The organism is Trichloromonas sp. (assembly GCF_041583255.1).
In the GTDB taxonomy this organism is placed as follows: Bacteria; Desulfobacterota; Desulfuromonadia; order Desulfuromonadales; family Trichloromonadaceae; genus Trichloromonas.
In genome coordinates this window covers 1-13,262 of the sequence record NZ_JBFHGD010000085.1, presented here as the reverse complement: position 1 = coordinate 13,262, position 13,262 = coordinate 1, and the positions used below count along the sequence as shown (strand labels likewise).

Below are 13,262 nucleotides of genomic sequence, written 5' to 3'. Positions count from 1 at the left end.
CCTCCACCTCTTCCGGCTCGTACCAGGTCTTCATCAGTGCCATGTTCACCCTCCTTTCGGGAAACCTGATCTAATTATAACCTGTCTTTCTCCGACCGCCCCGTCGATCCGAGTATTTAATCTTTACAAATTTATTCCAAACAGATAAATTGATCAGAATCCTTTACCTTGCCATGAAATATCTGGATATATGGAACCTTCTGTTTTAGTCATCGACGACTCTCCGGGCGCCCGGCGGCACATCCTCGACAGCCTCAAGGCTACCGGGCTGTTTCAGTCGTACCATGAGGCTGACAGCGTGGTGGACGGGTTCAAGGTCGCCCTGAACGAGCCGGTAGACATCATTCTCTGCGACCTGGAGATGCCGGGGATGGACGGTTTCAAATTCCTGAGCATGATCAAGACCCGCAAAGAGCTTCAGGACATCCCGATCATCCTGATCACCGGCGTCAAAGACCAGGAAACCAAGATCCGGGGCCTGGAGCGCGGCGCCAGCGATTACCTCACCAAGCCCTTCGATCCGGCGGAAATGATCGCGCGGGTCAAGGTCCAGCTGAAAATAAAGTCCCTGCAGGACAGCCTGAAGAAAAGCAACCTGGCGCTGATGGAGCTCTCCAACACCGACCCCCTGACCCGCCTGAGCAACCGGCGTTTTCTCATGAAAACCCTGGAAAAAGAGCTGCAGCGCTGTGAGCGGTCGCAGAAAACCCTCGCCCTGGTCATGGTCGATGTCGACCACTTCAAGCGGGTCAACGACACCTACGGCCACCAGCAGGGGGACGTGGTTCTGAAAACCCTGGCCGACCAGATGAAGAGTCTCCTGCGCGATTACGACCTGGCGGCCCGCTTCGGCGGCGAAGAGTTTGCCCTGATCCTGCCGGAGACCGATCTTGAAGAGGCGGTGCACGTCGCCAACCGGCTTCGGTGCAATATCAGCGAACTGCGGTTTCCCGGTGAAAACCACGACATCCGCCTGACTATCAGCCTGGGCATCGCCACCTACCCCCACAACAAGGTCCGATCCGTGGACGACCTGATCCGCGAAGCTGACCGCGCCCTGTACAATGCCAAGGAAAAGGGACGCAACCGGGTCGAAACCATCCTCGGCTAAGACTTAAGCCCCTCTATTCGCCAGCTTTTTCCAACCGGATATCATCGTAATACGCCACCACCGACTCACCGGTATTGTCGGTATCGGTCATGATGGCGATCGCTCCGACCGTCGGCGGCTCTTCGCCGAACAGCATCCGGTAGTCCGCCAGCACGTTTCGCCGCTCCTGCACCCACTGACCCGCCTTCTCCGGGCCGCTCTCCACCGCCAGCATGACCGCATTGCCGTAATAGCTGTTGGGGATGAAATCGCCCTCTGGCAGGCGATTGGCCCAGATATAGTTGATGCTGCGGGTTTTGAGCGGAAACCAGTGCGGGAAGATCACGTAGACGCGGGCGGCGTAATCATCGCCGGCCCTGGTTCTGGCATCGCCTTTGGCCAGAACGTTCGACACCTTCCAGCGCCAGGCCAGCAGCGGGTAATCCTGCAGGTCATATTTCTTTTCGAAAACCAGGCCGGACGCCGCGGCCCGGCTTTCGGCCCGCAGCACCCTCCCCTCGCCGTCGGGGACGACGGTGTACAGGGTCTCCCCCTTGAAAGCCTTCTGCTGCCAACGGGGGTCGATTCCCTTTTCAAAGTCGTCAATCGGTGCAATCCGCTCGCCGCACCAGCCGGCGGCCGCCAGCAGCAGCCAAAAGACCGAGATCCCAAGCAGGCACTTCTTCATTTGGCACCTCCAGACCGGCAAAACTCAAGTCCACAGATCGCGCCGGCGACGGCTTTCCCCCTCGTTGAGGACGCGAATGGCGCTGGCCCCCTCGAGCGGGCAGCGGGTTTCGCAGATACCGCAGCCGACGCAGCGCTGCTTGACGACCCGCGGCATTTTGATCCGCCGGGTTTCGCCGGCAACCTCGACATTCTGCTCGTCAAAGACGATGGCTTTTTCCCCGGTGGGACAATGCTCCTCGCAGACCAGGCATTCTTCCCCGCGGGCAAAGGGGAGACAGCGGTCCTTGTCGAACACGGCAATGCCGATCACGGCCTTCTGTTTTTCCTGCAGATTCAGCAGACCGATGGCGCCGGTGGGACAGACCTGGCCGCAGAGGGTGCAGTTGTATTCGCAGTAGCCGATACGCGGCACCAGCAGCGGCGTCCACAATCCGCTGACACCGGCCTGCAGCAGGGCCGGGTGCAGTGCGCCGCCGATGCAGACTTTCATGCATTCGCCGCAACGGATACAGCGCCGCAGGAACTCGGCTTCGGCCACCGAACCGGGCGGACGCAGCAGCCATGGGTCGCGGTTCCAGATATCGGGAGCGCTGCGCATCACCGGCGCCGCTACGACCCCCGCCACCAGCGACGTCACCACCCCGCGCCGGGTGAGATCGACCCCGGCCGCGGCGGCTGGCCGCGCGCCAAGCGAGAACACGACCCGCTGCGACGGGCAGAATCCGGCACAGTCGAAACAGAGCAGGCATTCGTCCTTGCGGTGCCCCTCCTCGGTCACCGCCGCGCTGCGGCACTCGCTCACGCAGCGCCGGCAGTCCGGGCAGGACTGTTCAGGCGTGCGCACGAGCAGCGAACGTCGGCTGCACAGCCCGAGCAGGGCCCCCAGCGGACAGAGGTTCTTGCACCAGAACCGGCGCTCGACCCGCTCCAGCAGCAGGATCAGCAGAAAGACGGCCAGGGTGAAAAAAGCCAGCTGATAGGCCGGGGGGTGAAAAGAGAGGAGATGGTCACGGAAGAAGGGGTAGGAACCGTTGACGGCGGGCGACAGCAGCGGCACCGAGTGATCGTAGAAGAAATCGAACGTTCCGTTGGCCACCAGGTTGAAGGCCGGATTCAACGAAACGGTCAGGCTGCGCAGAAAAATCGACAGCGGGTCGAAGATGCCGAGCAGCTGGACACCGCACAGGGAGGCCGCCGTCAGGCCCAGCAGCAGGTAGTACTTGATTCGCCGCCAGCCCGGCCTCGGAGCCAGCCTGCCGCGGCCGGAAAGCCGGCCGACACCGTCGAGCGCCGCCCCCAGCGGACAGATCCAGCCACAGAAAAAGCGCCCGAAAAGCGCCGTCAGCAGCAGCAGAAGCAGGGCCGGCCAGAGCAGCGCCCAGCCAAAATCGCCGGGGGCCAGAGCGTCGGCCAGGGCCGCCAGCGGATCGATCCGAAAGAGCAGGCTGACCGGGTAGCGCAGGGTATCAGCCCCCCGGTACTCGGTCTGCAGAAAGAGCCAGAGGAAACCGAGCAGGCAGAGCCCCTGCACCAGCATCCGCAGATGACGGACCCCGACGCGCATGTTCACACCATCCGCACCCGGGCCAGGTCCATGATCCCCAGCCCCCGCTTCGCGGCCGCGGCGATGGTCGGGATCTGTTCGGGACGATGGCCGAACAGGGTGGCCGCATAGGCGTCGGCGGCGACGATGTCAGAAGATGCGATCAAGGTGTCCAGCACCCGCACATCCTCCAGCCGCCCGCCCTGGGGCCCGTTGGCCACCAGGATCCGGCTGGCGTCAACCAGGGTCAGGGTCGAATGAACCACCGAGTTGATATCGGTCAGCGAGTCGGCGATACTTCGATGCAGTTGCCCCCGGTTGCCGCCGATGACCCCCATAATATTTTTCATGCCGAGGGTCAGCAGCGAGATCGAATGATGCTTGGCGACCGGCAGGTTAATGAAACGGTCGGCATCAAGGGCCGGCTGGTAGAAGGACCAGCGCTTGAGATCCTGGCCATTGGCGATGTCAAGGTCCCGGTAGGCCCGGCGGTCCATGTGCTCGACCGCGACCCGCTCCGAACGCAGCGATTCGACCGCCTCCTGGATGCCGCTCTGCACGTAGCAGCGCCGGGGGTCATTGCAGGTGCGATCAAAGACCTGGACCGATTTCGCCCCGGCTTCAAGGCACTGCTCCACCACCGCCCGCACCACCAGGGGATGGGTGTTGGCACCCTGCTCCACCGTCCGGTCCCAGCCGATGTTCGGCTTGACGACCACGGTATCGCCACGCTTGACAAAGATCCCCAGCCCGCCCAGGGCGTCCAGGGTTTCCCGCACCAGGGCGGCGAGATCCTTGCCCTTGCGCACGGCTACGGCCGGCCCCGGGCCAGACGCCTGCGCCGGCAGCGCCAGCAGGTCGAGCAACGGCACACCGCCGGCCGCAGCCGCAGCCAGCGTCAGCTGCAGCGAACGACGCACGAACTCGCGACGATCTATCCTGCTCATACTTCCTCCATGACCCGGCGCCTTCTCCAACTCCGCGGACTCAGGCCACCGCCTCAGATGAACCGCCCGTCCTTGAGGAACTTTCTGGCCGCATCACGAGGCCCATCCTTGGCGGCTTGCGCTTCGAGGTTCAGCATGGTTTCTCCTGAGATCGCGCCCCCGAGCTTGTTGATCAGCCGGGCCAGCGCCGGAAATTTCTTCAGGGTATCTTTGCGCACCACCGGAGCGGCCTGGGCGGGAACGCCGGCGGCAACCACCCGCGGCTCGTCAAAGCCGAGCGGCTCGAGCCAGACCAGGTTGAGATCCTGGTTGTAGACATCCTTGACCGCCTGGTACTGGGCGGCCGGGTCGCTGACCGCCTCGCCTTTGAGCACTTCGAGCTGCCCGACCCCGGTATACTCCACGTACATGTCGAGATCGGCCTTCATCAGGGCGTCATGCACCTCGGCGGTGGTCTCATACTTCACCACCTTGATCGTGGTGCCGGTACGTTCGGCGATCAGGATCGAAATCATTTCGGCCAGCAGCTCCTGCTGCAGCGTCCCCTTGGCGCCGATCACCAGGGTCTTGCCGACACAGGCACCGGCCGGCACAGCCAGGGCCGTCGCCAGCAAAACAACGGCCAGAGCTCCAAGCCATCTTTTTATTCTCTGCAATAAAGCCATCGAACTTCTCCTTCTTATGGTTTAAGCTGCATCTTAATGAACTTGCCCATCCGTTTCCCTGGCAATCGAAGCATGCTCTTTATGCGGCCCGAATTTCTCTTCGTAGCTGCTGAGATTCTTCTCCAGCGCCCGGATCAGGCCGCGCAGGTGGGCAGGCGAGGTGATCACCCGGCTGCGCACCTTGGCCCGGCTCCCCTGGGGCTGCACGTAAATAAAATCGAGGACAAACTCCGTCTCGTTGTGATTGACCACTACCAGGTTAGCGTAAACGCCCTGGGCTGTCTCCTCGTCGAGCTGAATTTCCAGCTTTTCGGTTTTCTTTTTTTCTTCCATCCAACCCTCGTCTCTCCAGATCAATCGTCTGTTAACGGATAAAAAGCCAGCGGATCACCGTGGCCACATAGAGCGAACCGACCAGCCCCACCGCCAGGCCCGCCGCGCCCAGGTAAACGCGGGAGGCGTAGAGCCCCCCCAGCCGTCCGGATACCCGCCTGGCGGCCAGCAGTGAAATTCCCAGGCCGGCCAGCAGCAGCAGCAGGATCAGCCATTTGAGGATATCCAGCGGGATCAGGATGCCTGGCTGAGGCACCAGCTGCATGACGTTCATCGCCAGGTAGCTTTTCACCCCGGTCGGATCCAGCAGCACGTAAGGGAGAAAAGCCGCCTTGGCGTTCACCTTGACCAGGGCCAGCACCAGGTGCGCGGTCAGCACCAGCGGAATGCAGGGAAGCGCCAGCATGCCGAGGGACGCCCAGAAGCCTGGACGGCCGGCAGGGGCAGGCGAGTCCTGCATTTCTCCGAGAGAGGGCGGCGGGCCGGCGGAAGCGACCCGGATACTGCCAAGCTTCAACACCAGCAGGCCCGGCAGCAGCAGCAGCACCGGGAGCACCAGGGTCACCCACAGGGTCGCCAGCAGGTAATATCCGCCGGCCTGCCAGCCGAGCAGCGCGGCCGCCTGCTGCGGCAGCCAGAAAATGACTTCCCGCAGATCGACGTACACCTTGCTGAAGTTCGCCGTCAGCATCCCCGTCAGGACCAGGAAGAAAAAACTCTCGCTGGCGGATAACCCGCCGGGATAGAGATCGGCCAGCCAGGAGCGTCGGCCCATCTGTATATTATCATTCGGACAGTTCTGGGCGCAATGGAGGCAGAGCTGGCAACCGGCGCTGTCACGCAATTCGGCCGGCACCAGCTCAACCGGACAGTCGCGACGGCGACCATGCCAGTATAACATGGCGCTGCCGAAAGAGACCTTCGACCAGACCCGGCCGCCGGACACGCACTCCTTGCCGACACAACCGGCGCAGACGGCCGCCTCCTTCACCCGCAGCTGAAAAGGGGCCACCCGGGCGTACAGCCCCAGCACCGCCCCCGCCGGGCAAAAGAGCGAACAGAAAGCGCGCTTGCGGAACACCAGCCCGACCAGCAGCGCCAGCAGCAGCATCAGCGCCATCAGGATCGCCGTGTAGTCCGGGTAGCGGTGGATGGTGAAAAAGTAGACCGCCAGCTGCAAGACCACCAGGGTCAGGGTCACCGGGACGAAATTGCGCAGCCAGGGCGGCAGCGCGCGCTGCAGACCCAGCCGGGAAACCAGCTCGTTGAGCCAGCCGACCGGGCAGACGGCGCACCAGGCCCGCCCCAGCAGCAGGGCGACAAAGACTATCCCCATCATCCACCAGACCCAGAACAGGTGGGTCGCCAGATTGGTGTACATCAGGGGATCCTTGACCGACACGCCGGGGATGCCGTGATGGTGCCAGCCCCAGGCGATCATCGCCAGCAGCACCACCAATGCGCCCAGGCGCAGAACCCGCCAGGACCAGGGCGACAGCAGCAGGCGCCGCAGCCAGCGCACCGCGAGCAGGTCTCTCATGCGAGCCGTCCCTTCGCTGCCTGATCAGTGATAAATATTGTAAGGAAGGACATATTCACCTTGTTCGTTCCGATACTCGACATGTCGGCCGGAAATCATTTCCAGCGACCGGGCCGCCCACTCACGCACGACCAGAACCTCGTCTTCAACCGCCTTCTCCAGCGCCAGCGCCGCCGCCGGCCCGCCCAATGCACCGAGGGACATGGCGGCATTCATCCGCGACTGCCAGTCGGCATCGTTCAGGCCGTCGATCAAAACCGCCTCGGCCCGCGGATCCTTCAGCTTGCCCAGCGCATGCAGCACCTCCTGGCGGGACGGTCCCCCGGCCCGCTGCAGCAGGGCCGGCAGGGCCCGCGGGTCGCCGATATCGCCCAGCGCCCGGACCGCTCCCGAAACGGCCTGGACTGAAGCCGTCTCCAGAAACGCCAGCAGGGGTGCGACGGCTTCGCGATTGAACTTGATCAGGGCGCGCACGGCGTAACGCTGCACTTCGCTGTTCTCATCAGCCAGGGCCGGCAGCAGAAAAGGGATGCCGCGGGGATCGCCGATCTCACCCAGCGCCCAGGCGGCGACATAACGACGCTGCAGGGACCGGTCGCCAAGCACCCGGCCGATCGGCTCAACGCCCTGCGCAACCTTCAGCGTGCCCAACGCGGCGATGACATGCTCACGGCGGATGCGGTCGGTCGTGTTGACCTCGGCCAGCAGGAACGGGATGGCCGGCTCACCAAGCTCGATGATCAGCGGATAAACCTTGTCGTTCAGCTGCCGCTCGCTGAAGGCGAGCAGCTCGATCAGTTCGCGAAAGGCCGAGGCGTCTCCGGCCAGGGCCCGCCCCTTCAGGGCTTCGAGATCGATCGGGGCACGCTGCTGACACCCCGCGAGCAACAGCAGCAGCACCAGCAAGCCGAATGCGCACCGCCTCACCATACCTTGGTCACCGTAATATCGACGCCCTGCAGGATCTCCTTGGTGCGTACCACCACCGCCGAAGGCTCGATGGTGCCCTGGTCGTAGCGGCCGTACAGATCGCCCAGCTTGGGCGGGCCGCCGAACTTGTCCCGCGCCGCCAGGTAATAGGTGCCCCCTTCCGGCAGGTAGACCAGGAAGCGACCGTCGGGACCGGTCTTTTCCGAAACGAACTTGGGACGCTCGGACATCTGCACGTGGTCGTAGACATGCACCCGGGCTCCCTCGACGGGGTTGCCGTCGGCGTCGCTGACGGTCCCGGAGAGGCCGGTTTCCGTCGCCGCGGCCTGGTCGGTCAGGCGCCGCTCGTCGCCGGCCTTGACCGGGGCCAGAACGGTCAGGCTCTGATCCGCGCCGCCCACGGTGAAACTGAGCATCTCACTCTTGTTGTCGCCGGCCAAAACCGGGCCGGAAGTATCGCCGTTCTGGCGCTTGCGGGCCACGGCGATATAGTCGCCTTCGGGGAGCTGCAGGTCGAAAGCGCCGTCCGCCCCGGAGACTCGGGACTGGGCAAAGGCCGGACCGTACAGATCCATCCCCTGCTTGTAGACATACAGGGTCGCCCCCTCCAGGGGAGCCAGAATCTGGCCGCTGACCTGCCCCATCCGCCCTTCGCCGGCAGACGTTGCCGCAGGTTCCCGTTCGCTGCAGCCGACAACGGCCAGCAAAGACAGCCCCAAGGGCAAAAGGAATCGCATCCGCATTACTTATCTCCTGTTTCCTTCGCTGCGCCAGGTTCGGCGGCCAGCAAAACGATCCGCTCCGGAAGGACCGAAGCATAGTGTTCAAATAGGGTATTATCCATGATCGAGAGGCCGAAAGCCACCCCTTCGCCGTCGCCGGGGACAAAACGGACATCCCGCGGATCTTTGCTGTCCAGCGCCCGGCGCAAAATCACGGTCCAGCGGCCATCCAGCCAGCGTCCGAGCGCCTTGACATCGGCCCGGCTGCCCGCCGGGGTTTCGGTCAGAAATCCGGGGGCCGTCGATCCGGCGGGCCTAAATTCCTTGCCGACCGGAAGCCCCTCGGCATCGTAGATCGGCTGGTCACCGTCGGCAAAGGGGAGGATGCCGCCTTCCGGGTTCAGGCGGGCGCGGGAATTTTCCTTGAACAGCTCCCCCGGCACATCGCCTGATATCCCCTCGCTGCTGAGCACCCGGTCGTCGGCAAAGCCGAAGCGCCCGGTGCGGCGGGCTTTCCAGTTCCACAGGTCGAGCCATTCCCCCTCGCGGGCCAACTTCATCCGATTGGTGGCATGGAAACTGGCGCCGCGCACCCCGAAGTCATCGATATGACAGGCCACCGAGCAGGTAAAACGGGGGGAAAACTTTCCGCCGTCCCAGGCCAGGCCGAAGCCGTCTTCGACATTGCCCAGGTTCTGCCAGGCAGTGCCGTCGAAACGCCATTCGCGGATCTCCGCATCGGCCGTCGCATCCGGCCAGCTGAGGCGGATGAAAATCTCGCGATCGGTATAAAATGCCCGCATATCCACCGGCACCGGGTCGGGCAACTTGCCGCCATGATGGCAGGAAGCGGTCGAGGTGTGAACCGTATCCTCGTCGATGTTGTCGATGATCGTACGCACATGGAGGCGGCCGCCCTTCACCGTAACGATGCGCGGCAGCGCCCCGTCCCAGTCCGTCGCCGAAGGGGGGGCGTCCAGGTGCAACGCATACAGTCGGTCGGCGGGCAACTCCTTGCACGCGGCAAGCGCCAGCAGCAGCAGGATCACTAAGGTTCTACACCATATCAACACGGAAATCGACCCCACCAATCAGCCATCGAAAAAGAGAAATTAATCATCAACCGGAGTACAGCAATAACCGTACCACGGGTAAATCTCCGACGCACAGGCTCATCCCGCGCAGCAATGGCCCCATACCCCAACCGGTGACGCCAAGCAGACAGGATCTTGACACCCTGGCCAACAACATGACAAAAAACTTCCGGCGCGATTCGAAACGCCGACTCGCGCGGCAGGAACATGCCCGCAATGCCCCCCCTAAACAAATGGTGCAGTTATTGCAGGTCACCCCATAGATTTTAATCTATATTTGAAAAGCTTCGCGTGTATACTAGCTCTATTGACCTTTGTGCCCATACGCTCTAAGCGGATGGCCTCTGTCATATGACGAGCCTACTGCAATCTTCTCAGTGAAAAGGAGAAATCCACGATGGCAAAAACCTGGAATGTGTTAGGGATAGCCCTCGCATTGACTCTCGTTGCCGGCTTGGCAACGGCAAGCGAATTCGCCGACATCTCCCAATCGTCCGGGGTCGCCGACGACGGCCTGGGCAAAGGGATCGCCTTTGCCGACATCAACAACGACGGGCTGGTCGACCTCTACGTTTCCAACAAGGGGGGCGCCAACAAGCTCTACCTGAACCAGGGGGACGGGGTTTTCACCGACATCACCGCCAGCGCCGGCGCCGGCATCGACCACCCGGGGCTCACCATGGGGAGCGTCTTCGGCGATTACGACAACGACGGCCTGATCGACCTCTACCTGGCCACCGGCGGCCAGTACGAAATCGAGGCCAACCGGCTGTTCAGGAACCTCGGCAACGGCAGCTTCGCCGATGTCACCGACAAGGCCGGGGTCGGCCTCAAAGGTTTCACCTACTCCGCCTCCTTCGTCGACTACGATAACGACGGCGACCTCGACCTCTACTGCGCCAACTACGGCGTCGGCGCCAAAAACGTCCTCTACCGCAACAACGGCGACGGCACCTTCAGCGACGTCACCGAGGCCTCCGGCACCGGCGACCCCTCCTGGAGCTGGATGGGGGTCTGGGCCGACGTCAACAACGACCGCTTCCCTGATCTCTACGTGGTCAACGGCCGCTACCCGGCCGGCGAACCGAACCGCCTCTACCTCAACAACGGGGACGGCACCTTCAGCGACGTCTCGGCCAAAGCCGGGGTCGCCGACCCCAACTGGGGCCTCGGCGCCGCCTTTGCCGACATCGACAACGACGGCGACCTCGACCTGTTCGTCTCCAACTATGTCGGCCCGAACGGGCTCTACCTCAATGACGGCAAGGGCCTCTTCACCAGCGCCTCGGCACAGATCCAGAGCGACCACGAAGGCTGGGGCAAAGGGCCGACCTTCGGCGACGTCGACAACGACGGCGACCTCGACCTCTACGAAGGGGACTGCAAGCAGGCCAACCAGCTCTACCTCAACAACGGCAAGGGCCAATTCGTCGACGTGGCCGACAAGCAGCCCCAGCTCAAATGTGAAACGGTTCGCACCAAGGGGACCGCGTTTGCCGACATCGACAACGACGGCGACCTCGACCTCTACGTCGTCAACTGGGGCGCCCCCAACAAGCTGTACAAAAACGACCAGAACGACAGCAACTGGCTGAAAGTCAAGCTGACCGGCACCGTCTCCAACCGCGACGCCTACGGCGCCAAGGTGCGGGTTTACGCCCCCGGCAGCGACCAGCTGCTGGCGATGCGCGAACTCCGTTCGGCCAGCGGCTTCTGCGCCCAGGAGCCCCAGGTTCTGCACTTCGGTCTCAAGTCGAACCAGGCCTACGACCTGGCGGTCGAGTTCCCCAGCGGCCGCATGGTCAAGCTGGCGGACGTCAAGCCCGGGCAGGCGCTCGACATCACCGAGCCGGCCAACTGACCGTCCCTTCCATAGCAGACAGCTAAGCCGCCCGCCGGGCGGCTTAGCTGTTTCAGGGCCCAATCCACCCACAGCTGCCAGAAGTCCGAATGACTGATAATACTTCCATAACCAGGCTCTGCCGGGGGATGTTCCTGCTCGCCATGGCCACCCTCATGTACGAACTGATCCTGACCCGGATCTTCTCCGTACTCATGTGGTACCATTTCGCCTCCATGGCGATCTCCCTCGCCCTGTTCGGGCTCGGCGCGGCGGCACTCTGCGTCTACCTGCTGCCGCAGCATTTCCCCGAGGATCGCCTGGAGCCGCTGGCAGCCCGCTATGCCCTGCTCTTCTCCCTGTCGACGGCGGCCTTCTTCGGCATTTTCGTCCTCTTCCGCCTGCAGCCGCAGCTGGCCTTCAAGGTGCTCTCCTTTTTCCATCAGCCCTTCTACCAGCCATTTCAGCAGGGATTCTACGACCGCGCCATTCCCGGTGAGCTGCTGCTGGGGCTGGCGCTCCTCTACCTGCTCACCTCCCTGCCCTTTTTCTTCAGCGGCCTGACCATCACCCTGCTGCTGTCCCGGCGGCTCGAGCAGATCAACCGCCTCTACTTCTGGGACCTGCTCGGCGCCGGGGCCGGCTGCCTGCTGATCATTGTCGTCCTCAAGCTGGTCGGCGGCATCACCGGCATCCTGGTCATCGCCATCGTCGGCCTGCTGGCCGCCTTCGCTTTTGCCCCCCCCAGCCGCCGCTGGCTCAACGGCGGGCTGCTGCTGATCCTGCTGGTGGCGGCCACCGGCAACCTGATCTGGGGCTATGCCGACATTCGCTTCGCCCGCGGGCGCTATGAGCCGAACCTGCTCTGGAGCGCCTGGAACTCCTTCTCCCGGGTCGCCGCCTACCCTTCGCAGAGCCAGGAGATGGAGCACGCCTGGGGGCTCTCCCGCACCTACCGCGGACCGGTACCGGAGCAGATCGGCATGGTGGTCGACGACACCGGCTACACCACCATGTATCGCTGGGAAGGAGAAAAGACCCTCGACTTCTTTCGCAGCAACCTGATCGCCCTCCCATACGCCCTGAAACCTGCGGCCACCACCCTGGTGATCGGCCCCGGCGGCGGCCGCGACGTGCTGGCCGCCCTGGCCATGGGAGCCGAGCGGATCACCGCGGTGGAACTCAACGGGCTGATTGTCCAGGGCGTCAACGACGTCTTCGGCAGCTTCACCGGCGAACTCTACCGCCATCCGAAGGTGCAGCTCGAAGTCGACGAGGGGCGCAGCTTCATCCGCCGTTCACAGCAGCGTTACGACATCATCCAGGCCTCCGCCGTCTTCGGCCGCATGGCGCCGACGGCCGGGGCGTTCACCCTGTCGGAAAACAACCTCTATACGGTGGAAGCCTTCAGGGATTACTGGGACCACCTGACGCCTGACGGAATCCTGACAATCAGCCGCTTCATCTTCGAACGGGAGACGCTGCGGCTGGTCTCCCTCGGCATCGAGCTGCTCAAGCGGGAAGGGGTTGCCGACCCGGCGGCCCACCTGGCGGTGATCAAGGAGCGGGGGCTGGCCAACTTCATGCTCAAGCGCACCCCGTTCACCGAGGCCGAGCTGGCGCAACTGCGCCGGGAGTCCCGCGACAAGGAATTCGAAGTTGTCTTCCTGCCCGACCGGCGCACGGGCGACGACGCCTTCGCCCGGCTGATCGCCGCCGGCGGCAGCGACGAATTTTATCGGTCCTTCTCCTTCGACATCAGCCCCACCGACGACGACCGGCCGTTCTTCTACTACATGTACAAGCCGGCGGACTTTCTGCGCCTGCTGACCTTTCCGGAAAAAAGCAATTTCGAAGACCGGGCGGTG

At 63.4% G+C, this 13,262-nt stretch carries 11 protein-coding genes and 1 pseudogene; 3 read left to right on the top strand and 9 right to left on the bottom strand.

Annotated features, from left to right (window positions below; genetic code table 11):
* The first annotated feature begins 190 nt into the window (after positions 1–190).
* Entirely contained in the window at positions 191–1,111 is a 921-nt protein-coding gene (locus tag ABYV89_RS08625; RefSeq protein ID WP_432822546.1) for a diguanylate cyclase, read from the top strand.
* A gap of 13 nt (positions 1,112–1,124) precedes the next feature.
* Here ABYV89_RS08625 and ABYV89_RS08620 read toward each other — a convergent pair whose 3' ends face one another.
* The 9 genes from ABYV89_RS08620 to ABYV89_RS08580 are packed head-to-tail and all read right to left on the bottom strand — an operon-like array spanning position 1,125 to position 9,509.
* Positions 1,125–1,778, bottom strand: a complete 654-nt coding sequence (locus tag ABYV89_RS08620; protein ID WP_432822545.1) for a DUF3047 domain-containing protein — start codon at positions 1,776–1,778, stop codon at positions 1,125–1,127.
* Positions 1,779–1,802: 24 nt separating this feature from the next.
* Complete coding sequence (locus ABYV89_RS08615) at positions 1,803–3,344, bottom strand: 4Fe-4S binding protein (RefSeq protein ID WP_432822544.1); 1,542 nt, start codon at positions 3,342–3,344, stop codon at positions 1,803–1,805.
* A 2-nt stretch (positions 3,345–3,346) separates the two neighbouring features.
* Complete coding sequence (locus ABYV89_RS08610) at positions 3,347–4,270, bottom strand: DUF362 domain-containing protein (protein ID WP_432822543.1); 924 nt, start codon at positions 4,268–4,270, stop codon at positions 3,347–3,349.
* Positions 4,271–4,323: 53 nt separating this feature from the next.
* Positions 4,324–4,935 (bottom strand): glycine betaine ABC transporter substrate-binding protein, encoded by a 612-nt coding sequence (locus ABYV89_RS08605; RefSeq protein ID WP_432822542.1) that lies wholly within the window; start codon positions 4,933–4,935, stop codon positions 4,324–4,326.
* Positions 4,936–4,968: 33 nt separating this feature from the next.
* A complete protein-coding gene (locus ABYV89_RS08600; protein ID WP_432822541.1) occupies positions 4,969–5,268 on the bottom strand; it encodes a DUF3467 domain-containing protein in 300 nt (99 codons plus the stop codon).
* Positions 5,269–5,299: 31 nt separating this feature from the next.
* On the bottom strand, positions 5,300–6,808 hold the full coding sequence (locus ABYV89_RS08595) for a 4Fe-4S binding protein (RefSeq protein ID WP_432822540.1): 1,509 nt from the start codon (positions 6,806–6,808) through the stop codon (positions 5,300–5,302).
* Positions 6,809–6,832: 24 nt separating this feature from the next.
* The gene (locus tag ABYV89_RS08590) at positions 6,833–7,738 is read right to left on the bottom strand and encodes a HEAT repeat domain-containing protein (protein WP_432822539.1); all 906 of its coding nucleotides are present in this window, start codon (positions 7,736–7,738) and stop codon (positions 6,833–6,835) included.
* Positions 7,732–8,481 (bottom strand): hypothetical protein, encoded by a 750-nt coding sequence (locus ABYV89_RS08585; protein WP_432822538.1) that lies wholly within the window; start codon positions 8,479–8,481, stop codon positions 7,732–7,734. Before ABYV89_RS08585 ends, ABYV89_RS08590 begins: the two co-directional genes overlap by 7 nt.
* Positions 8,481–9,509: an ethylbenzene dehydrogenase-related protein gene (locus ABYV89_RS08580; RefSeq protein ID WP_432822537.1), complete on the bottom strand. Its 1,029-nt coding sequence runs from the start codon at positions 9,507–9,509 to the stop codon at positions 8,481–8,483. The genes ABYV89_RS08585 and ABYV89_RS08580 overlap by 1 nt, the downstream gene beginning before the upstream one ends.
* A gap of 442 nt (positions 9,510–9,951) precedes the next feature.
* On the opposite strand from ABYV89_RS08580, the gene ABYV89_RS08575 reads away from it, so the two are divergent.
* Positions 9,952–11,415, top strand: a complete 1,464-nt coding sequence (locus tag ABYV89_RS08575; protein WP_432822536.1) for a CRTAC1 family protein — start codon at positions 9,952–9,954, stop codon at positions 11,413–11,415.
* Positions 11,416–11,504: 89 nt separating this feature from the next.
* Positions 11,505–13,262, top strand: a pseudogene (locus ABYV89_RS08570) (hypothetical protein); the annotation flags it as partial.